Genomic DNA, 20,431 nt, shown 5'->3' with positions numbered 1-20,431 from the left:
CTCGCCGGGATGCGCCGGCCGTCCGGCCGACGTCTGGTTCAACCGGCCCGGAGGCCGGTCTTGTTCCACGCGGTCACCGGGGCCGGGCCCCGGCGCCTTCGCCGCCCCGGACAGCTCGGCCGGGGCGGGCAAAGGGCAATGCTACCCGTACGCAGGGTACGCCACCGCTCCCCCGGACGGTCGGCGCCGACCGGCCCGACCGGGCCGGCCTGGTCAAACGGTCAACAGGGCATGGACCGGACGCTGGGCCAGCCGCTTACGGCCCTCGAGGAAGCCCAGTTCCAGCAGCACGGTGAAACCGGCGACCGTTCCGCCGGCGCGTTCCACCAGGTCGAGCGTGGCCTCGGCGGTGCCGCCGGTGGCGAGCACGTCGTCGAGCACCAGCACCCGGTGGCCGGCGGTGAAGGCGTCCTGGTGCACCTCCAGCGTTGCCTCGCCGTATTCGAGGGCGTAGGACGCCGAGTGCGTGGCGCGGGGCAGCTTGCCGGCCTTGCGCACCGGCACCACGCCCACGCCGGTGGCGTACGCGACTGCTGCCGCCAGCACGAACCCGCGCGCCTCGATGCCGGCGACGGTGTCGAACGAGTCCGGCCCGTGGTACGCGATGATGCCGTCGATCACCGCCCGGAACGCCTCACCGTCGGCGAACAGGGGCATCAGGTCCTTGAACACGACACCCGGCTTGGGGAAGTCCGGCACGTCCAGCAGCCGGCTGGCGACGAGCTGGGCGACCTCCGGGCCGCTGTCTCCCCGTACCCCTGTGGTGTGGGTCTCCGTCACGGTGCGTCCCATGTCCTCTCGAAACGACGACGGCGTCCGTCATGCCGTGACAACAGCATGACGGACGCCGTCGGACCGATTCCGTCCGGCCCTGCGGTCAGCGGCGCTTGCCGCCGGGCCGGTTGCCGCCGCCCCCGGCGGGACGGCCGCCGCGGGCGCCGCTGGGGCGCTTGCCCGCAGGCCGGGCGCCCACCTTGGGCGCGGCGCCGGCCAGCGCGGCCGCCTCCGGGTCGATCGGCGCGTCGGCGTCCGGCGCGGTGGCCGGCCGGCCCTTCGGCGTGATCTCGCCCTTGGCGATCGCGGCCCGGCGGGACAGCACGCGCTTGTTGTGCGCGCTGATCCGCGGGTCCATGTTCTTCAGCAGCACCAGCAGCGGCGTGGCCAGCAGGATCGAGGTCAGGAACGCCACCGCCATACCGACGAACAGCACCAGGCCGAGGTCCTTCAGCGTGCCCGCGCCGAGCAGGCCGGCGCCGATGAAGAGCAGACCGCCGACCGGCAGCAGCGCCACGACCGAGGTGTTCAGCGACCGCATGAGGCTCTGGTTGAGCGCCAGGTTGGACGCCTCGCCGTAGGTGACGTTGTTGTTCGCGGTGATGCCGCGTGTGTTCTCCTGCACCTTGTCGAAGACCACCACCACGTCGTAGAGCGCGAAGCCCAGGATCGTGAGGAAGCCGATGATCGTCGACGGGGTGACCTCGAAGCCGACGAGCGAGTAGATACCCGCGGTGAGGACCAGGTTGGTCAGCAGCGAGACGATCGCGGCGACCGCCATCCGCCACTCGAAGCGCAGCACCAGGTAGATCGACACCACCGCGATGAAGATCACCAGACCGAGGAAGGCGCGCGAGGTGACCTGGCTGCCCCAGGCCTCGGAGACCTGGCTGCCGCTGATCTGGTCGGCCTGGATGCCGAACTCCTGCGCCATCGCGGTCTTGGCCGCGTTGGCCTGCTCCGCGGAGAGCTGGCCGGTCCGCATCTCGTAGAACTCGCCGCTGGTGCCGCCGACCTTCTGCGCGCTGACCACCTCGACGCCGGGCGCCTCGTCGGCCAGCACCTCGTCGACGACCTGCTCGGCGCGGTCCAGGGTGCCGACGCTCGCAGGCACCTGGAACGAGTTGCCGCCCGCGAACTCGATGCCCAGCTTGAAGCCGCTGATCGCGAAGCTCAGCACGGCGATCAGCATGAGCACGCCGGCTACGCCGAACCACAGCTTGCGCCGCCCGACGATGTTGAGATCCGCCTCGCCCCGGTAGAGCCGGGCGGCCAGACCGCTCTTAGCCATCTCAGGCCTCCTTCACACGCGGGTTGCGGGCGGTGCCCGGCTCGGCCGACCGGGCCGGCAGCGCCCGGCCCAGACCGCTGACCCGCGGCGACAGGAACGCCCGGGTCCGGGCGAACATCGTCATGATCGGGTGGCGGAAGAGGAACACGACGACCAGGTCGAGCACTGTGGCCAGGCCCAGCGCGAAGGCGAAGCCCTTCACCGCGCCGACGGACACGATGTAGAGCACCACCGCCGACATCAGCGTGATGGCGTTCGCCGAGATGATCGTCCGGCGGGCCCGGATCCAGGCGCGCGGCACCGCGCTGCGTGGACTGCGGCCCTCCCGGATCTCGTCCTTCAATCGTTCGAAGTAGATGACGAACGAGTCCGCCGCGACGCCCAGCGAGACGATCATGCCGGCGATGCCGGCGAGCGTGAGCGTGAAGCCGATCGACCGGCCGAGCACCACCAGCGCGCCGAACACCAGCAGCGCGGAGAGCACCAGGCTCAGGAAGATGACCGAGCCGAGCAGCCGGTAGTAGAAGAACGAGTAGATGATGACCAGCAGCATGCCGATGCCTGCGGCCAGCAGACCCGCCTTGAGGTGGCTGTCGCCGAGCGTCGCGGTGACGTTCTGCTGCTCCTGCGGCTCGAACGTCACCGGCAGCGCGCCGTAGCGCAGCTGGCTGGCGAGCGCGTTCGCGGCCTTGTTGTCGAAGCTGCCGGTGATCTGCGAGTCACCGGTCAGCACGCCCTGGATCTCCGGGGACGAGACGATCTCGTTGTCCAGCACCACGGCGACCCGGCACTTGCCGTCCTGGCCGAGCGCGGTCTGGTCGCAGGCCTGGCCCTCGTTGGTGAAGGCCTCGCGGGTCAGCGCGGTCCACTTCTCCTGGCCGCTGCCGGTGAAGTTCAGGCTGACCACCCAGGAGCTGGTCTGGTCGAGCTGGGCGGAGGCGTTCTTGACGTCGGTGCCGAGCACCTTCGCCACGTCCAGCAGGTACTTCGCGCCGGACTCGCAGGCGACCGCCTTCTGCTTCTCGTCCTTGATCGAGGCGGCGGGCCGCGCGTCGAGCTGGGTGCAGGTGATGGTCGGGACGTTGAACTGCATCTCCACCGGCAGGACGGCGATCTCCTGCGGGGTGAGCGTGCCGAACGGCTTGAGCTTGTCGGCCAGCGACGGGTCGGTGGTCAGGTCCGCCGGGGCCTGCAGGCCCGAGGCGGCGGCCCAGGCGGCCGCGCCGACCTTCTGCTCGACGGCCTTGCGCTGCTGCTCGATGCTCTGCGGCACCGGCTCGGCGCTGGCGCTCGGGCTCGGCGCGGCGGCGCTCGGGCTCGCGCTCGGCGCGGCGGCGCTCGGCGTCGCCGACGGGGAGGCCGGGGCCATGCCGCCCTGGCCGCCGGCGCTCGGCGATCCGCTCACCTTAGGGCTGGCGCTCGCCTTCGGCGACGCGCTGCCCGACGGCGTCGGGCTGGCGGCACCGGACGGGGTCGCGCTCGGGACCGGCGCGGGCGCGGCGGCGGCACCGCTGCCGTCGGTGGCCTTGAGCACCTTGCGGAAGCGCAGCTCGGCGGCCTCACCGACATCGGTCAGGTCGCGGTTCTGGCCGGGCAGGGAGATCACGATGTTGCGGTTGCCCTCGGTGACCACCTCGGCCTCGGCCACGCCGTAGGCGTTGACCCGGCTCTCGATGATCTGGCGGGCCTCCTCGAGGTTGTCGGCGGTCGGGGGCTTGCCGTCCACCGTGTTGGTGGCCTCGAGCGTCAGCCGGGTGCCGCCGACGAGGTCCAGGCCGAGCCGTGGCTCCAGCCGGTCCTTCCAGCCACCGCTGGCGCCGCCCGAGAAGAACACCAATAGATAGAGGACGACGAAGATGAGCCCGAGCACGGCGAGCTGCCGTCCGGGCCGCATCTGTCCCTGAGGTGGTGCCACGGCTGTCCTGTCTCCCTGTACGGTCGCGCCGCTTCCACGGCGGCGACAACTGTCGGGCCGGGGGTGTCCGCCCGACTGCTCCGGCGGGTCGGCACCGGAGGACGGCACGCCGACTGGTGCGCGGCGCGGGGGCGCCGCACGGCCCGGCCGGATGCCGGCGCCGCGCGCCGACCCCAACTATCCACTTGTACGGATGAATCCGCTGCCCCGTCCGGGACGGGTGGTCACTCCTTGACCGACTCGGCTTCCTCGGTGATCGTCTCGGCCGCCGGCACCTCGGCGCGCTTGATCACCCGCGCGACGGCGGGGCGGGCGTACCGGGTCTGCACGCCCGGGGCGACCTCGAGCAGAACCGTCTCGTCCTCGACCGCGGTGACCGTGCCGTGCAGGCCGCCGATGGTGACCACCTCGTCGCCCGGGGAGAGGGCGGCCTGCATCTGCTCGGCCTCGCGGCGGCGCTTCTGCTGCGGACGGATCATCATGAAGTACATGACGACGAAGAGCAGAGCGATCATGAGGATCGGCGTCAGACTGCCGGCTCCCCCGCCACTCGCTGCTGCGTAAAGCACGGTGTAGACCTTCCGGTTGGCGTCCGCCCCGGCGCCGGAGGGCGCCGCAGCGGAAGCGGATTCTCACGTCCTGTACAAACCGCGGCGAAGTCTAGTCCCTGCTCCTGAGAAGACCGAATGCGGCACAGATCACGAACGGATCACGGCTGATCGGGCTGCACCGAGAACAGATCGGGCCCCGGAGGGGCATCCGCACCAAATGTACCATTCGGGGGCGTACGGCCCAGATGGCGCCAGGCGGCCTCGGTCGCCACCCGCCCGCGGGGCGTCCGGGCCAACAGCCCGGCCCGGACCAGGAACGGCTCGCAGACCTCCTCGACCGTGTCCGGCTGCTCACCCACCGCCACGGCGAGCGTGGACAGGCCCACCGGGCCGCCCCGGAACGAGTCGACGAGCGCGGTCAGCACCGCCCGGTCGAGCCGGTCCAGGCCGAGCGCGTCCACGTCGTAGACGGTCAGCGCGGCCCGTGCGGTCTCCAGCGTGACCACGCCGTCGGCGCGCACCTCCGCGTAGTCGCGGACCCGGCGCAGCAGCCGGTTCGCGATACGCGGGGTACCCCGGGACCGGCCGGCGATCTCCGCCGCCCCCTCGGCGGTGATCGGCACGCCGAGGATCCGGGCCGACCGGTGCAGCAGCGTCTCCAGGTCGGCCGGCGCGTAGAAGTCGAGGTGCGCGACGAAGCCGAACCGGTCGCGCATCGGGCCGGTCAGCAGGCCGGAGCGGGTGGTGGCGCCGACGAGCGTGAACGGCTCCACGTCGAGCGGGATGGCGGTGGCACCCGGGCCCTTGCCCACCACCACGTCGACGCGGAAGTCCTCCATGGCGCTGTAGAGCAGTTCCTCGGCAGGCTTGGCGATCCGGTGGATCTCGTCGATGAACAGCACGTCGCCCTCGGCGAGGCCGGTCAGGATCGCGGCCAGGTCGCCGGAGCGCTCGATGGCCGGGCCGCTGGTCACCCGGATCCCGGTGCCCAGCTCGGCGGCGACGATGTTGGCCAGGCTGGTCTTGCCGAGGCCGGGCGGACCGGAGAGCAGGATGTGGTCGGGCGGGGAGCCGCGCCGCATCGCGCCCTGCAACAGCAGGTCGAGCTGGTCGCGGACGCGGTCCTGGGCGATGAACTCGTCCAGCCGCTTCGGCCGGACGCTGGCCTCCGCGTCCAGCTCGGCGTCGCTGACGTACGCCGAGACCAGGTTCTCCCCGCTCATCGGCTGCGGCCCAGGAGGCGGATCGCCTGCTTGAGCAGCACCGGCACCGGCGGGGTCTCGCCGTCGACGGTCTCCGCCACCGCGGCCACCGCCTGCTCGGCCTGACCGGCCGTCCAGCCGAGCCCGACGAGGGCCTGGCGGACCTGCTCCGGCCAGGCACCCGCGGTCACCCCGGCCGCGCCGTCGGCGCCCACCGGCACCGGGCCGACCCGGTCGCGCAGTTCCAGCACCAGCCGCTCGGCGCCCTTCTTGCCGATGCCGGGCACCCGGGTCAGCGCGGCGGTGTCGGCGTTCGCGATGGCCTTGCGGACCGCGTCCGGCGTGTGCACGGCGAGTACCGCCTGGGCCAGCCGGGGACCGACCCCGCTGGCGGTCTGGAGCAGCTCGAACAACTGCTTGGCGTCGTCGTCGGCGAAGCCGTAGAGGGTGAGCGAGTCCTCCCGGACCACAAGGCTGGTGGCGAGCCGGGCGGGCTGGCCCACGCGCAGGTCGGCGATCGTGCCGGGGGCGCACTGCACGGCCAGGCCGATGCCGCCCACCTCCACCACCGCGTGATCCGGGCCGGTGGCGGTCACCGTGCCGCGTACGCTCGCGATCATCGCGTCCCTCCTCGTCGGGCCCGTTGCGCGGCCTCGGCCAGCTTGGACCGGGTGCCGCCGCGCCACACGTGACAGATGGCCAGCGCCAGCGCGTCGGCGGCGTCGGCCGGCTTCGGCGGCTCGGGCAGCCGCAGCAGCCGGGTGACCATGGTGGTCATCTGCTTCTTGTCCGCCTGCCCCGACCCGGTCACCGCGGCCTTGACCTCGCTCGGCGTGTACGTCGTCACCGGCAGCCCGGCCCGGGCCCCGGCGAGCACCGCGACGCCGCTGGCCTGCGCGGTGCCCATCACGGTGCGGACGTTGTGCTGGCTGAACACGCGCTCCACCGCGACCGCGTCCGGCCGGTGCTCGGCGACCAGGTCGGTCAGCGAGCGGTCCAGGTGCAGCAGGCGCAGCGCGAGGTCGTCCTCCGGGTCGGTGTAGACCACGTAGTAGGCCACGAGCGTGCAGGGACGGCCCGGCACGCCCTCGACCACGCCGACCCCGCACCGGGTCAGCCCCGGGTCGACGCCCAGCACGCGCACGCCGCCTCCTCCCCGAGCCGCCAGCAGTACGTGTGTTCGACACACCCTACTGGTGCCCGCCGACGCCGGGACCGCCGGACACGCCGGGTGCGGGCGGTGACGCCGCGCACCACACAGGCGGGCGGTGGAGTATGTGTCGCCGCCCCATGTGCCAGGGGGCAACCGGCTCGTACGTTCATGCGCCATGACGGCAGAACCCGTGGCGGTCCCCCACGTCGTACACGTCGACCTGACCGGTCGCACCGCGCTGGTCACAGGTGGTGGCGGCGGCATCGGACGGGCCTGTGCCCTGCGCCTGGCGGCGGCCGGCGCGACGGTCGTGGTGCTGGACCGCGACGTGACGGCGGCCGAGGCGGTGGCCGCCGAGGCCGGCGGCCGGGCAGTCGGGATCGACCTGGCCGACCCGGCGGCGGTGGACCGGCTCGGCGTCGACGCCGACATCGTGGTCAACAACGCCGGGCTGCAGCACGTCGCACCGGTGCAGGACTTCCCGGTCGAGCGCTTCGAGTACATCCAGCGGGTGATGGTGGAGGCGCCGTTCCTGCTGATCCGCCGCGCGCTGCCCCGGATGTACGCGAACGGCTGGGGCCGGATCGTGAACATCTCCTCGGTGCACGGGCTGCGCGCCTCGCCGTTCAAGGCCGCGTACGTCTCGGCCAAGCACGCGCTGGAGGGCCTGTCCAAGGTGGTCGCGCTGGAGGGCGCCGCGCACGGCGTCACGGCCAACTGCATCAACCCGGCGTACGTGCGCACCGCGCTGGTGGAGAGCCAGATCGCCGACCAGGCGGCCACCCACGGCATCGGCGAGGACGAGGTGGTCGAGAAGATCATGCTGGCCCGGGCGGCGATCAAGCGGCTGATCGAGCCGGAGGAGGTGGCCGAACTGGTGGCGTACCTGTGCTCCCCGCCCGCCGCGTTCCTCACCGGCACCTCGATCGCCCTCGACGGGGGCTGGACGGCGAACTAGTGGGCCCGCGCACAATGTCGGTCATGTCGTCGCCGGTGGAGTTCCTGGAGCTGCTGGCGCGCGAGGCCGCCGCGGTCGAGTTCGAGGGCCCGCTGGTGGCCGCGCGCGCCGCCGGCCTGCCCGCCGAACGGCTCGCCGAGCTGGAGCAGGCGAAGGTGGTGGCGCTGCGGGTACGGGCGCTGCTGGCCCGCCGCCGGCGCCGGGAGACCGAGCTGTCCGGCCTGTACGACACCGCGAGCGACCTGGCCGGGCTGCGCGACCTGGACGACGTGCTGCGCGCCATCGTGCACCGGGCGCGGATCCTGCTCGGCACCGACGTGGCGTACATGACGCTCAACGACGACGAGCGCGGCGACACGTACATGCGGGTCACCGACGGCTCGATCTCGGCCCGGTTCCAGCGGCTGCGGCTGGAGCTGGGCGACGGCCTGGGCGGGCTGGTCGCGCAGACCGGCACCCCGTACGTCACCTCGAACTATCAGGAGGACGAGCGGTTCCGGCACACCGGGGAGATCGACGGCGGTGTGGGCGAGGAGGGCCTGGTGGCCATCCTCGGCGTGCCGCTGCGGCTCGGGTCCAGCGTGATCGGCGTGCTGTACGCGGCCAACCGCTCGGCCCGGCCGTTCGCCCGCGAGGAGGTGTCGCTGCTGGTGTCGCTGGCGGCGCACGCGGCGGTGGCGATCGACACCGCGCGGCTGCTCGCCGAGACCCGGGCGGCCCTGGCGGAGCTGTCGGCGGCGAACAGCACCATCCGGGCGCACAGCAGCTCGGTGGAGCGCGCCGCCGCGGCGCACGACCGGATGACCGCGCTGGTGGTGCGCGGCGGCGGGATGGAGGACGTGGCGGCGGCGGTCACCGAGGTGCTCGGCGGCGCGCTGCTGGCGCTTGATGCCGAGGGCCGGCGGCTGGCCCGGGTCGGTGAGATCGAGGAGCCGGACCGGGCGGACATCGTGGAGGCGGTGGCCGCGTCCCGCACCGAGGGGCGCAGCGTGCGCCGGGGCCCGCTCTGGTACGCCGCGGTGGTGGCCGGCGCGGAGAACCTGGGCGCGCTGGTGCTGCGCCCGGACGACGAGCTGGTCGACGCCGACCAGCGCATCCTGGAGCGGGCCGCGCTGGTGACCGCGTTGCTGCTGCTGTTCCGCCGTACCGTGGCCGAGGCGGAGGGGCGGGTCCGCGGCGAGCTGCTGGACGACCTGATCGCCCGGCCGCTGCGCGACGCCGACGCGCTGCGGGCACGGGCCCGCCGGATCGCTGTGGACCTGGACGCGCCGCACGTGCTGGTGGCGGTCGGCGACGACGCGTTCGCCGAGACCGGCTCGGCCCGGCAGCGGGTGCTGTCCTGGGCCACCACGTACGCCTCGACCCGGGGTGGCCTGGCCGCGGCGCGTGACGGACGGGTGGTGCTGATGCTGCCCGGCCGGGACGCGGGCGGCGCGGCCCGCGCGGTGGCCCGGGACCTGTCCCGGGTGACCGGCCGCCCGGTGACCGCCGGGGCGAGCGGGCCGTCCACCGGGCCGGCGTCGCTCGCGGTCACGTTCGCCGAGGCGGAACGCTGCCTGTCCGCGCTGAGTGCGCTGGGGCGGGCCGGGCAGGGGGCGAGCACCACCGAGCTGGGTTTCGTCGGGCTGCTGCTGGGCGCGGTCGGTGACGCCGGGGACCGGGACGTGGCCCGGTTCCTCGCCACCACTGTGGGACCGGTGCTGGACTACGACGCCCGGCGGGGCACCGCGCTGGTGAAGACGCTGGAGGCGTACTTCGGGGTGGGCGGCAGCCTGGCCCGGGCCGCCGAACAGCTGCACGTGCACGTCAACACGGTCACCCAGCGGCTGGAGCGGGTCGGTCACCTGCTCGGCGCGGACTGGCAGCGGCCGGAGCGGGCGCTGGAGGTGCAGCTCGCGCTGCGCCTGCACCGGCTGCGCACGCCCGGCCGATGAGCGGCCGGGCACGGCGACCCGGGATCAGCGCACGCGCAGGCCGTCCAGGACCGTGTCCACGATCCGCTCGGGCAGCAGCCGCTCGTCGCGCTCAGGGTGCCAGCGCAGCATCCGCTGGGTGAGCATCGGCGCGGTGAGCAGCGCCATCGCCACCTCGATGTCGAGGTCCGCGCGCAGCTCGCCCCGGTCGATCGCGCGGAGCAGCACCTCGCGCATCGCCGCCCGCCGGGGCTCGATGATCGCCTCGTACGCCTGCCGGTGCGCCGAGCTGCGGTTCACCTCCGGCACCAGGCAGGGCATGATCTTGCGGGCGCGGGCATCGGCGTGCTGGCCCACCGCGCCGACGAGCACCACCAGGTCGTCGCGGACGGAGCGCCCGTCGGTGCGCGGCGCGGGCCCCTTGAGCGTGCGCAACGCGTCCAGCAGCAGCGCGTCCTTGCCCGGCCAGCGGCGGTAGATGGTGGCCTTGCCGACTCCGGCGCGGTTCGCGATCGCCTCGATCGACAGCGACTCGACGGTGCTGCCCTCGGCCAGCAGGTCGAGGGTGGCGTCGACGATCGCCTCGTCCGCGCGGGTGCTCCGCGGTCGCCCGGGCGACCGCGGAGCATCCGCCGTGGAAGTCATGTCAGACATTGTCCACGAACCTATGCGGTACCGGCCAATTCCCGGTCGGTGACCGGCGCCGCGTCGGGGGCGACGACCGGCCGGCCCGGCATCCACCGCAGCACGATCACGATGCCGAGCGCGGCCACCACCGCGGAGGCGCCCGCCGCCCAGTGCATGGCCGAGACGAACGAGTCGTTCGCCGCGTCGATCAGTCGCGGCCCGTCGGGGCCGAGCCGGCCGGCGACCGCGTACGCCCCGGACACCGATTCGCGGGCCGCGTCGCGCACCGGGGCGGGCAGGGCGGCCACCGCCGGGCCGACCTGGTCGCGGTAGACGGCGGAGAGCACCGAGCCGAGCACCGCCACGCCGAGCGCGCCGGCCACCTGCCGCACGGTGTTGCTCACCGCGGAACCGACGCCGGCCTTCTCCCGGGGCAGCGACGACATGATCGACTCGGTGGCCGGCGGCATGATGTTCGCCATTCCGGCGCCCTGGAGGAAGCCCAGCGCCGAGAAGATCCAGATCGGGGTGTCCGCGTCGATGAAGACGAACGCGGCGAGCGCCACGGTGGTGAGCAGCAGCCCGGCGGCCGCGACCGCCCGGCCGCCGTAGCGGCGGACCATCGCCGCGCTGCGCGGCGCGAAGATCAGCTGGGCCGCGGCGAACGGCAGGAACAGCAGGCCGCTCTCCAGCGGGCTGTAGCCGCGCACGAGCTGCAGATAGAACGCCCCGAAGAACATCACGCCCATGGCGGCGAAGAAGACCAGCCCGACCAGGGCCACCGGCGCGGCGAACCGGGGCACCCGGAACAGCCGTACGTCAAGCGACGGGTGGTCGCTGCGCAGTTCGTGGGCGACGAACCAGCCGAGGACCGCGAGGCCGCCGAGCACCGCGACCCACACCTGCGGGCGGCCGAAGCCGTGCTCGCCGCCGTCGATGATGCCGTAGGTGAGCGCGACCAGGCCGACCACCGAGAGCAGCACGCCGAGCAGGTCCACCCGGCCGGGCTTGGGGTCGCGGGACTCGGGCACCAGCGCCGCGACGAGCACCACGCCGAGCACCACCACCGGCACGTTGATCAGGAAGACCGAGCCCCACCAGAAGTGCTCCAGCAACGCGCCGCCGAGCACCGGGCCGATCGCCACCGCGAGGCCGACCGCGCCGGCCCAGACGCCGATCGCCTTGGCACGCTCGCGCGGGTCGAAGACGTTGGAGATGATCGAGAGCGTCACCGGCATGATGGCCGCGCCGCCGACGCCCATCAGCGCGCGGGCCGCGATCAGCTGGCCCGGGTCCTGCGCGTACGCGGACAGCAGCGAGGACAGGCCGAACAGCGCCAGCCCGAGGATCAGGAAGCGGCGGCGGCCGAGCCGGTCACCGAGCACGCCGAAGGTGAACAGCAGCCCGGCGAAGACGAGCGTGTAGGAGTTGATCGCCCATTCCAGCTCGCCCTGGGTGGCGCCGAGGCCGTGCACCGGGTCGGCCAGCGTGCGCAGCGCGACGTTGAGGATGGTGTTGTCGAGGACGACCACGAGGAGGCTGATCACCAGCACCCCGAGGATCGCCCACCTCCTCGGGTGTCCGGTGTTCTCGTGTGGTTCCACGTCCGTGCTCCCCCCGGTTTCCCCGCGTCGGAATACGATACGGGTCAGACTCGTAACGGAGCCGAGCGTAGGTGAGCGGGTTTCGATACGGAACCGGTTCGTATCGAATGTGTCTCAGGTCACGCGGGCGGCCCGGCGGCCAGGGCCAGCCGCAGCACCGCGTCCCGCACCGGCAGCAGCCGGCGCACGCCGGACAGCCGCCCCGCCCACCGCGCGCCGGCCGCGATCCGCTGCGTCGGCCGCCGGCGCCTCCCGTCGTACGTGCGCAGCGCGGCCGGCAGGTCGCCTGCTTCGCGTACGCAGGCGGCGAGCGCGACCGCGTCGATCAGTGCCTGGCAGGCGCCCTGCCCGAGGTCCGGGGTCATCGCGTGCGCGGCGTCGCCGAGCAGCGCGGTCCGGCCGGCCACGTACGACGGCAGCGGTGTGAGGTCGTGGATCTCGTGCCGCAGGATGCCGTCCGGGGTGAGCGCGTCGAGTACCCGCGGCACCGGCGGATGCCAGTCGCCGAAGAGTCGGCGCAGCTCGGCGCGGTCGTCCGGCGGCGCCGGGTGCCCCTCGGGCAGCCGCACCGCGGCGTACCAGTTGGTGCGGCCCGGCCCGGCCGGGGTCAGCCCGAACTTGCGCCCCCGGCCCCAGGTCTCGCCGCCCTCGGCCAGATCCAGGTCGACCACGCCGCGCCAGGCCACCGCGCCCGCGTACCGCAGCGGGTACCGCCGCCCGTACATCTGCGCGCGCACCACGCTGTTGATCCCGTCCGCGCCGACCACCAGGTCGTACGCGTCGCGCAGCGACCCCGGATCGGTCACCGGGGCACCGAGGCGCAGCGCCGGTCCGGGCAGCGCGCCGGCCAGGACGGCGAGCAGCACCGGCCGGGTGACCAGGTGCACCGGCTCGCCGTGCCGGCGCTCCATCCGGTCGACGTCGATGGCGGCGATCCGGCTGCCGTCGGGGCGCCGGATCGATCCGCCGGCCTGACGGCTGCCCCGGCGGCGCACCTCGTCGCCGACGCCCAGGGCGTCCAGGGCGCGCATCGCAGCGGGCCAGATGCCGAGCCCGGTACCGGTCACCGGCAGTGCGGCCGACCGCTCCAGGACGGTCACCTCCCAGCCCGCCGCCCGCAGGCCGATGCCCGCCGCGAGCCCGCCTATCCCGCCCCCGACCACCACCGCCCGTCCACCCATGCCGTCACCGTACTACAGATGTAGTCGGCCGCACTACGCCTGTAGTCTGGCCGGGTGACCGATCGCCGGCGACTCCTGCTCGACGCCGCCATCCGGGTGCTCGGCACCGGCGGGCCGCGACAGCTGACCCACCGGGCCGTGGACGCCGAGGCGGGCCTGCCCGAGGGCTCCGCCTCCAACCGGTTCCGCACCCGGGAGGCGCTGGTCACCGGCGTCTTCGACCGGCTGGTGGAGGTGGAGACGGCGGCCTGGCAACGGCTCGCCGCGGACCTGCCGCCGGGCGACGTCACCGCGTTCGCCGCCGTCGTCGGCCGGCTGGTCCGGGAGTTCACCGACCGGCAGCGGGTGGTCACGCTCGCCCGGTACGCGCTGTTCGTCGAGGCGGCCGTGCGGCCCGACCTGCGCCCGGCGATCGAGGCCGCCCGGGCACGGCTGGCCGGCTGGGGGGAGCCGCTGCTCGCCACGCTCGGCTCGACCGACCCGCCGGCCCACTTCCGGATGCTCCTGGCACTCGTCGACGGACTGCTGAGCAACCAGCTCGCCGCCCCGGACGACGACGTCGACCCGGAGGCCGCCGTCGCCACGTTGCTGCACGGCTTCCGCGCCGGCCCGTCCGCCTAACTAGCTCCGGCGGCGCGGCGCCCGGCCGCGGCGCGGCAGGTGCGCAGCGCGTCGGACAGGGTCGTCAGGTGCCCGTCCGGTGGCATGATCCAGCCCGGTCCGGCGCTGTGCACCCACACCGACGGGAACTCCCGCGCGAACCGGGCCATCCGGTACGCCCGGCCGGTCACCGGGGTCTGCGACCACACCACCACCGTGTGCGGCCGGCTGCGGCGCACGGCGCTGGCCAGCGCCGGCCAGGGCAGGGCGGCGCCCAGGAGCAGGCTGCCGAGGTCCGCCTCCCGCAGCGCGGCGGCGAGCGCGTGCAGGCCGAGACAGTGCAGTTCCTGTTCCGCCGCGGCGAGCAGGATGCCGCCGCCCGGCGACGTCCGCCCCGGCTCGCGCACCAGTGCGTCCAGGCCGGACCGGATCCCCTCGGAGAAGGCGTGCTCCACCGCCACCTCGACGGCGCTGTGCCCCGGAAGCGCGGCCAGCATCGGCGCGCAGACCCGCTCCCACACCGCCGTCACGCCCCACCGTCCCGCGGCCTCGACGACGAGCGCGGCGACCCGATTGCCGTCCAGGTCCTCCGCGGCGAGCGTGAGGTGCTTGCGGATGTCCTCGACGGCGTCGCCGGGCATCGCCTCGGTCACCACCAGAAGCACCTCCCGGGTAGACGGTCACTACCCGGGGTTCGGCCCGACGGCACGGTTTGGATGCGCCCGGACCGGACCGGTCCGGCTCGGATGCGATCCCGGCACCGGGCCGGTGGGCCGGATCACCCCGGCTCGCGCTCCGCCGGGACGGGCTCCGCCGCGGCCACAGGGCGACGACGACGGCGCAGCGACAGCCACACCGCAGCGATCAGGCCCAGGGCAAGCACCGTCAGCAGGTACGCGTCGACCGCCAGCGTCTTCGCCGTCCCCTCCAGGTGGGCCGCCTTCCAGATCAGGCCGCGCGGGACCGTCGCGCCGGTGCGGTCGCGGCCGGGCCACAGCAGGAACGGCAGCACGGCGGCCACCGCGAGGGCGGCTGCGGGCACCCGGGCCGGGCCGCGGGCACGCCGCGCCAGATCGATCAGGACCAGCGCCGCCGGGCCGATCCAGAGCCAGTAGTGCGACCAGCTCACCGGGGAGACGGCGAGCGTGGTGAACCCGACCACCACCATGGCGGCCGCCTCCTCGCCCTGCCGGTGCAGCGCGACGGCGAGCGCCAGGCCGGCCATCCCGGCGAGCGCCGCGGCCAGCATCCACGGCCGGCTGTTCAGTTCGTCGCTGCCGAGCAGGCGCGCCACGAAACCCTGGAGGGACTGGTTGGCGGCGTACCGCGGGCCGGAGGTCGCGAGCGGCCGGGACGAGTCGAACGCGCGACCGGCGATCCAGTAGTCGTACGAGCCGCCCGGCTGGATGATCGCGCCCAGCACGGTGAGCCCGGCGAACGTCGCCCCGGCCACCAGGGCGGCCCGGATCCGGCGGGTCAGCAGCAGGTAGACCACGAACAGGCCGGGAAGCAGCTTGACCGAGGTGGCGACGCCGATGCCGACACCCTTGAACCGGCTCCGGTCCGGCCGCGCCAGGTCCGCCACCACCAGCAGAAGGACGAAGACGTTGATCTGGCCGAGGTAGAAGGTGCGGTGCAGCGGCTCGGTCCACACGAGCACGGCGAGTACCGCCGCGGCGAGGCCGAGCCGGCCCGGCGCGCCCCGGTATCCGAGCATCCGGGTGGTGAACCACAGCGTCGCGAGCATCGCCAGCAGGCCCGCCACGGTCCACACGTACAGGGCGGCCCGGTCGTCGAGCAGCGTCAGCGGCGTCAGGAACGGCAGCGTGATCGGCGGATAGGTGTAGGGCAGGTTCAGCGTGGTGTAGCCGAGCCGGTAGACCGGCTCACCGTGCAGGAAGGACCGCGCACCACCGATGTACATCGACAGGTCGGTGCCGCGCAGCGGGTCGTGGTCCAGGAAGACGGCGTACGCGGCGAGGGACCCGGCCAACGCCAACAGACCGGGCAGGAGCAACCAGGACGGCAGGGTGACCGGCGGTGGCGCCGGCCGGTCGGCGGGGACCATGGTGGCGAGCGCACGCAGACGCGAGACGGCCATGAATCGGGAAGCGTAGCGTCGCTCCGCGTCACGTGGGGGGCGCTGCCGCCCGCCCGCACCACGGCCACCGCCGTGCCGGAGGGGTCATTCGGGGAACGTGACCACCCAGCGGGCACCCTCGCCGCGGGCCAGCCGTTCCAGCGCCGCGGGCGCCTCGGTCAGCGGCACCGTGCCGCTCACCAGCGGGCCCAGGTCCAGGTCGCCGGCGGCGAGCGCGGCGGCCAGTTCCGGCACCTCCCGGTCCGGGTCGGTCGAGCCGTACACCGAGGAGCGCAGCGTCCGCGCGGAGTGGAAGATGTCCAGCGCGGAAAGGCTGAGCATGTCGTCGCGGGCGCCCATGCCGACCACGGTGACCGCTCCCCCGCGCCGCGTCGCCCGCCAGGCGGCGCGGATGGTGGCGGACCGGCCGACGCACTCGAACGCGTGGTCCACGCCGCGCCCGTCGGTGCGGGCCCGGATCTCCTTGCCCAGCCGGTCGTCGGAGCGCAGGAAGTCGGTGGCCCCGGCGGCGAGTGCGAGATCCCGCTTGGCCTCCACCACGTCCACGGCGAGGATCGGCGACGCGCCGGCCCGCCGCGCGGCGGTCAGCACGGCCAGGCCCACCCCGCCGAGCCCGATCACCGCGACCGACTCGCCGGGTACGACCCGCGCGGTGTTGCGGACCGCGCCGACGCCGGTGAGCACCGCGCAGCCCAGCACCGCTGCCTGCTCCGGCGGCAGTCCGGCGGGCACCGGTACGGCGGCGCGCTGCGGCACCACCACCTCCTCGGCGAGCGCGCCGAGCCCGAGTGTGACCTCCAGCGGCTCGCCGGCGGCCGTCTCGCCCCGTGGCGTGGACGGGTTGGGGTTGGCCGCGCAGAGCCACGGCTCGCCGTGCCGGCAGTGCCAGCAGTCCCGGCAGGCGGGCGCCCAGTTCAGCACCACAGGCGTGCCGACCGCGATCGTGGTGCCGGGCCCGGCCTCGGCCACCACGCCGGTCGCCTCGTGACCGAGCACCAGCGGGTACGCGGGCGCCAGCGTGCCGTCCACCATGGCCAGGTCGGAGTGGCAGATGCCGGCGGCGCGGATGCGGACCCGCAGCTCACCCGGGCCGGGCGCGGGCAGGCGTACGTCCTCGACCGCCGGTGTCTCGCCCCGGCCGCGCACCACGAGCGCCCTCATCGCTGGATCGCCTTCAGCTCGGTGAACTCCTTCACGCCGTACGCGCCGAGTTCCCGGCCGAGGCCGGACTGCTTGTAGCCGCCGAACGGGGCGAGCGGGTTGAACGCGCCGCCGTTGACGTCCACCTGGCCGGTACGCATCCGCCGGGCCACCGCCAGCGCCGCGTCGGAGTCGGCGGACCAGACCGCGCCGGCCAGCCCGTACCGGGAGTTGTTGGCGATGGCGACCGCCTCGTCGGTGTCGGCGAACGGGATGACCGCGAGCACCGGACCGAACACCTCCTCCTGGGCCAGGGCGCTGTCCGGGTGGACGTCGGCGAAGACGGTGGGCGCCACGAAGTGGCCCCGCGGCGGCAGTGGCGCGTCCGGGCCACCGGCGACGAGCCGGGCGCCGTCGGCGAGCGCGCGGTCCACGTGGTCGCGTACCCGCTGGGCCTGCGCGGCGGAGGCCAGCGGGCCGAGCCGGGTGCCCGGGTCGAAGGGGTCGCCGAGCCGGTAGCCGGCCACCGCCGCCGCGACCAGGTCCAGCGCCTCGGCGTAGCGGTCGCGGTGCACGAGCATCCGGGTCCAGGCGGTGCAGGTCTGCCCGGAGTTGAGCAGCGCGTTGCCGACGCCGACCTTGACCGCGGTGGGCAGGTCGGCGTCGGCCAGGACGACGTTCGCCGACTTGCCGCCGAGTTCCAGCGACACCCGGGCGATCCGCTCGGCGGCCAGGTGGGCGATGCGGCGGCCAGTGGCGGTGGAGCCGGTGAACGAGACCAGGTCGACGTCGGGGTGCGCGGCGAGCGCCTCGCCGACCACCGGGCCGGTGCCGGGCACCAGGTTCACCACGCCGGGCGGCAGGCCGGCGTCGGTGATCGCGTCGAACAGCAGGTACGCCGTCAGCGGCGTCAGCTCGCTGGGCTTGAGCACCACCGTGCACCCGGCGGCGAGTGCGGGCGCGACCTTGGCGACCACCTGGTGCAGCGGGTAGTTCCACGGGGTGATCGCGCCGACCACGCCGACCGGCTCCCGGACGATGAGGGAGTTGCCGACCGTGTGCTCGGTGGCCGGGCGGGCGGCCAGGTCGACCATGCTCCGCAGCACTGTCAGCGGCAGGCCGGTCTGGAGGCGGGTGGCGAGCTTGAGCGGCGTGCCCAGTTCGGTCGCCACGGTGCGGGCGATCTCGTCGGCGCGGGCGGCGAGCGCGGTGTGCAGCCGGTCCAGGTGCGCGGCCCGCTGCTCGGGGGCGGTGGCGGCCCAGCCGGGGAACGCGGCGCGGGCGGCGGCGACCGCGCGGTCCACGTCGGCCGGTGTGCCGGCGGGCACCTCGCCGACGACGCTGCCGGTGGCGGGGTTCTCCACCGGGACGGTGTCGCCCGAGGTCGGGTCGGCCCAGTCACCGGCGACGTACAGGTGGCGGCGCGTCAGCAGGGCGGGAGGGGTGGCGGCGAGATCCATGGCGTCCTTCGGGGGCGGCGGAAACTAGCGGTGGGAGTTTTGACGCTACTCCGGACGGCCGACCCGTTCCAGCGGGGCGACGGTGGCGGCGTACTCGGCGGCGAGCCCGTGCAGCAGCGCGTCCAGGCCGAGCGCGAACGCGCCCTCGTCCACGCTGCGCTGGTGGCCGGCGAGCCGGTGCGCCTGGTTGAGGTGCGGGTGCGCGGCGTAGAGCGAGGGGTCCTCGACGAAGCCGCGGGCGAACGAGCCGAGTGCGGACCCGGCCACGAAGTAGCGCATCGCGGCGCCGATGTGGGTGGCGCGCGCGGGCGGCCAGCCGGCCCGGACCAGCGCGCCGTAGACCGCGTCGGCCATGGCGAGCGCGGCCGGACGGCGGCCCGGCCCCTGCGCCAGGTACGGCACGATGTTCGGGTGCGCGGCCAGCGCGGCGCGGTACGAGCGCGCCCAGCGGCCGAGCGCGTCGAGCCACTCGTACTCGTCGAAGACGCTGATGTCGACCGTCGCCGCGACGCCGTCGGCCACCGCGTCGAGGATCTCCTCCTTGGTGGCGAAGTGGTTGTAGAGCGACGGGCCGCGGACGCCGAGCGCGGCGGCGAGTCGCCGGGTCGAGAGCGCGTCCAGCCCGTCGGCGTCGATCAGCGCCAGCGCGGTCTCGACGATCCGGTCGCGGGTGAGCAGGGCCTGTCGGGGTCGGGGCACCTGGTCATCATCCTCCCTTCGACATCGGGTCTGGACGCGGTAAAACTTACAGCGCTAGTTTAGAGGCAGTCGACCTGAGGGGGAACCGTGGACTTCGCACTGTCCGACGAGGAACGCGCGATCCGGGACACCGTTCGCACGTTCGTCACCCGTGAGGTGATGCCGCTGGAGGCGGAGGTGCTGCGCCGCGAGCGCGCCCACCAGCCCGGCCTGGACCGCTCCGAGCTGCGCGAACTCCAGCTCAAGGCGAAGAAGTTCGGCTTCTGGGGGCTGGCCACGCCGGAGGAGTACGGCGGGATGGCCCTGCCGGCGGTCATGCAGTCGCTGATCTGGACCGAGCTGGGCCGCAGCTTCGTGCCGTTCCGCTTCGGCGGCGAGGCCGACAACATCCTGTTCCACGCCACCGAGGAGCAGAAGCGCGAGTTCCTGATCCCCACCATCGAGGGGGAACGGATCTCCTGCTTCGCCATCACCGAGCCCGGCGCGGGCTCCGACGCGGCGAACATCAAGCTGCGCGCCCGTCGCGACGGCGACGACTGGGTCCTCGACGGCGAGAAGACGTTCATCACCAACGGCAACGACGCCGACTTCGCCATCGTGGTCGCGGTGACCGACCCGGAGAAGGGCGCCCGCCGCGGCGGCGCCACCGCGTTCCTGGTGGACCGCGCGATGGGCTGGCGCTCGGAGTTCATCCAGACCATGGGCGAGGGCGGCCCCGCCTCGCTGATCTTCGACGGCGTACGGGTGCCGCACCGCAACATCCTCGGCGAGATCGGGCAGGGCTTCACGCTCGGCATGGAGTGGATCGGCAAGGGCCGCTACACCATCCCGTCGCACGCCGTCGGCATCGCCGAACGAGTCCTGCAGATGGCGATCGACCACGCCAACACGCGGGAGACGTTCGGCGCGCCGATCGCCACCAACCAGGCCATCCAGTGGATGATCGCCGACTCGGAGACCGAGCTGGAGGCGGCCCGCTGGCTCATCCTGCGCGCCGCCTGGACGGTCGACCAGGGCCTCGACCCCCGGCACGCCTCCTCGATGGGCAAGCTCTACGGCGCCGGCATGGTCAACCGGGTGGTGGACCGGGCGCTGCAGATCCACGGCGGCATGGGCTACACCCGGGAACTGCCGATCGAACGCTGGTACCGGCAGGTCCGGCTGTACCGGATCTTCGAGGGCACCGACGAGATGCAGCGGCTGATCATCTCCCGGGATCTGCTGCGCGGCTACACGAAGATCGGCGGCCACCTGGCCTGAGC

Annotated in this window: 19 protein-coding genes; 4 read left to right on the top strand and 15 right to left on the bottom strand. The window is 74.0% G+C overall.

What is annotated here, in order from left to right; translation table 11 throughout:
- Positions 1–213: 213 nt before the first annotated feature.
- From OC439_RS04845 to ruvC, 7 genes are all read right to left on the bottom strand, one after another.
- The gene (locus OC439_RS04845; protein WP_135239397.1) at positions 214–780 is read right to left on the bottom strand and encodes an adenine phosphoribosyltransferase; all 567 of its coding nucleotides are present in this window, start codon (positions 778–780) and stop codon (positions 214–216) included.
- Between the two features lie 97 nt (positions 781–877).
- The gene (gene secF / locus OC439_RS04840; protein ID WP_262012383.1) at positions 878–2,065 is read right to left on the bottom strand and encodes a protein translocase subunit SecF; all 1,188 of its coding nucleotides are present in this window, start codon (positions 2,063–2,065) and stop codon (positions 878–880) included.
- 1 nt (position 2,066) lies between these two features.
- On the bottom strand, positions 2,067–3,980 hold the full coding sequence (gene secD, locus OC439_RS04835) for a protein translocase subunit SecD (protein WP_262012382.1): 1,914 nt from the start codon (positions 3,978–3,980) through the stop codon (positions 2,067–2,069).
- A 224-nt stretch (positions 3,981–4,204) separates the two neighbouring features.
- Positions 4,205–4,549 (bottom strand): preprotein translocase subunit YajC, encoded by a 345-nt coding sequence (gene yajC, locus OC439_RS04830; RefSeq protein ID WP_262012381.1) that lies wholly within the window; start codon positions 4,547–4,549, stop codon positions 4,205–4,207.
- Positions 4,550–4,689: 140 nt separating this feature from the next.
- Positions 4,690–5,754 carry a Holliday junction branch migration DNA helicase RuvB gene (gene ruvB, locus OC439_RS04825; RefSeq protein WP_262012380.1) on the bottom strand — a complete coding sequence of 355 codons (1,065 nt, stop codon included), beginning with the start codon at positions 5,752–5,754 and terminating at the stop codon, positions 4,690–4,692.
- The gene (gene ruvA / locus OC439_RS04820) at positions 5,751–6,353 is read right to left on the bottom strand and encodes a Holliday junction branch migration protein RuvA (RefSeq protein WP_262012379.1); all 603 of its coding nucleotides are present in this window, start codon (positions 6,351–6,353) and stop codon (positions 5,751–5,753) included. Before ruvA ends, ruvB begins: the two co-directional genes overlap by 4 nt.
- Positions 6,350–6,877, bottom strand: a complete 528-nt coding sequence (gene ruvC, locus OC439_RS04815; protein ID WP_047892837.1) for a crossover junction endodeoxyribonuclease RuvC — start codon at positions 6,875–6,877, stop codon at positions 6,350–6,352. Before ruvC ends, ruvA begins: the two co-directional genes overlap by 4 nt.
- 184 nt (positions 6,878–7,061) lie before the next feature.
- On the opposite strand from ruvC, the gene OC439_RS04810 reads away from it, so the two are divergent.
- The gene (locus OC439_RS04810) at positions 7,062–7,844 is read left to right on the top strand and encodes a 3-hydroxybutyrate dehydrogenase (protein WP_194802905.1); all 783 of its coding nucleotides are present in this window, start codon (positions 7,062–7,064) and stop codon (positions 7,842–7,844) included.
- A gap of 14 nt (positions 7,845–7,858) precedes the next feature.
- Positions 7,859–9,778: a helix-turn-helix domain-containing protein gene (locus OC439_RS04805; protein WP_262012378.1), complete on the top strand. Its 1,920-nt coding sequence runs from the start codon at positions 7,859–7,861 to the stop codon at positions 9,776–9,778.
- A gap of 24 nt (positions 9,779–9,802) precedes the next feature.
- On the opposite strand, the gene OC439_RS04800 is transcribed toward OC439_RS04805, so the two are convergent.
- From OC439_RS04800 to OC439_RS04790, 3 genes are all read right to left on the bottom strand, one after another.
- Complete coding sequence (locus OC439_RS04800; RefSeq protein ID WP_262012377.1) at positions 9,803–10,411, bottom strand: TetR/AcrR family transcriptional regulator; 609 nt, start codon at positions 10,409–10,411, stop codon at positions 9,803–9,805.
- An 11-nt stretch (positions 10,412–10,422) separates the two neighbouring features.
- Entirely contained in the window at positions 10,423–11,988 is a 1,566-nt protein-coding gene (locus OC439_RS04795; RefSeq protein ID WP_262012376.1) for an MFS transporter, read from the bottom strand.
- Between the two features lie 119 nt (positions 11,989–12,107).
- On the bottom strand, positions 12,108–13,169 hold the full coding sequence (locus OC439_RS04790; RefSeq protein WP_262012375.1) for an FAD-dependent monooxygenase: 1,062 nt from the start codon (positions 13,167–13,169) through the stop codon (positions 12,108–12,110).
- 54 nt (positions 13,170–13,223) lie between these two features.
- Between OC439_RS04790 and OC439_RS04785 the strand changes: the two genes are divergently transcribed.
- On the top strand, positions 13,224–13,790 hold the full coding sequence (locus OC439_RS04785) for a TetR/AcrR family transcriptional regulator (RefSeq protein ID WP_262012374.1): 567 nt from the start codon (positions 13,224–13,226) through the stop codon (positions 13,788–13,790).
- Here the strand turns inward: OC439_RS04785 and OC439_RS04780 are convergent.
- The 5 genes from OC439_RS04780 to OC439_RS04760 form a co-directional block, all read right to left on the bottom strand.
- Positions 13,787–14,425 carry a transcriptional regulator gene (locus OC439_RS04780; RefSeq protein WP_262012373.1) on the bottom strand — a complete coding sequence of 213 codons (639 nt, stop codon included), beginning with the start codon at positions 14,423–14,425 and terminating at the stop codon, positions 13,787–13,789. The genes OC439_RS04785 and OC439_RS04780 overlap by 4 nt on opposite strands.
- A gap of 122 nt (positions 14,426–14,547) precedes the next feature.
- Entirely contained in the window at positions 14,548–15,870 is a 1,323-nt protein-coding gene (locus tag OC439_RS04775; protein WP_262012372.1) for a glycosyltransferase 87 family protein, read from the bottom strand.
- Between the two features lie 84 nt (positions 15,871–15,954).
- Complete coding sequence (locus tag OC439_RS04770; protein ID WP_262012371.1) at positions 15,955–17,031, bottom strand: alcohol dehydrogenase catalytic domain-containing protein; 1,077 nt, start codon at positions 17,029–17,031, stop codon at positions 15,955–15,957.
- Positions 17,028–18,470, bottom strand: coding sequence for an aldehyde dehydrogenase family protein (locus OC439_RS04765; RefSeq protein WP_262012370.1), 1,443 nt, complete (start codon positions 18,468–18,470; stop codon positions 17,028–17,030). The genes OC439_RS04770 and OC439_RS04765 overlap by 4 nt, the downstream gene beginning before the upstream one ends.
- Before the next feature lie 45 nt (positions 18,471–18,515).
- Positions 18,516–19,169: a TetR/AcrR family transcriptional regulator gene (locus OC439_RS04760; RefSeq protein ID WP_262012369.1), complete on the bottom strand. Its 654-nt coding sequence runs from the start codon at positions 19,167–19,169 to the stop codon at positions 18,516–18,518.
- A gap of 87 nt (positions 19,170–19,256) precedes the next feature.
- On the opposite strand from OC439_RS04760, the gene OC439_RS04755 reads away from it, so the two are divergent.
- Positions 19,257–20,429 (top strand): acyl-CoA dehydrogenase family protein, encoded by a 1,173-nt coding sequence (locus OC439_RS04755; RefSeq protein WP_262012368.1) that lies wholly within the window; start codon positions 19,257–19,259, stop codon positions 20,427–20,429.
- Positions 20,430–20,431: the final 2 nt, after the last annotated feature.

Origin of the sequence: Micromonospora sp. Mcm103 (assembly GCF_024519755.1) — a bacterium.
Classification (GTDB): domain Bacteria; phylum Actinomycetota; class Actinomycetes; order Mycobacteriales; family Micromonosporaceae; genus Micromonospora; species Micromonospora aurantiaca.
This window is presented reverse-complemented; position numbering and strand designations above follow the sequence as displayed.

Bases quoted from the DNA above. Each gene is read 5' to 3' on its own strand.
- OC439_RS04770 (WP_262012371.1), bottom strand. From the start codon at position 17,031: ATGAGGGCGCTCGTGGTGCGCGGCCGGGGCGAGACACCGGCGGTCGAG.
- ruvB (WP_262012380.1), bottom strand. From the start codon at position 5,754: ATGAGCGGGGAGAACCTGGTCTCGGCGTACGTCAGCGACGCCGAGCTG.
- OC439_RS04800 (WP_262012377.1), bottom strand. From the start codon at position 10,411: ATGTCTGACATGACTTCCACGGCGGATGCTCCGCGGTCGCCCGGGCGA.
- OC439_RS04775 (WP_262012372.1), bottom strand. From the start codon at position 15,870: ATGGCCGTCTCGCGTCTGCGTGCGCTCGCCACCATGGTCCCCGCCGAC.
- OC439_RS04805 (WP_262012378.1), top strand. From the start codon at position 7,859: ATGTCGGTCATGTCGTCGCCGGTGGAGTTCCTGGAGCTGCTGGCGCGC.
- ruvA (WP_262012379.1), bottom strand. From the start codon at position 6,353: ATGATCGCGAGCGTACGCGGCACGGTGACCGCCACCGGCCCGGATCAC.
- secF (WP_262012383.1), bottom strand. From the start codon at position 2,065: ATGGCTAAGAGCGGTCTGGCCGCCCGGCTCTACCGGGGCGAGGCGGAT.
- OC439_RS04810 (WP_194802905.1), top strand. From the start codon at position 7,062: ATGACGGCAGAACCCGTGGCGGTCCCCCACGTCGTACACGTCGACCTG.
- OC439_RS04790 (WP_262012375.1), bottom strand. From the start codon at position 13,169: ATGGGTGGACGGGCGGTGGTGGTCGGGGGCGGGATAGGCGGGCTCGCG.
- OC439_RS04765 (WP_262012370.1), bottom strand. From the start codon at position 18,470: ATGGATCTCGCCGCCACCCCTCCCGCCCTGCTGACGCGCCGCCACCTG.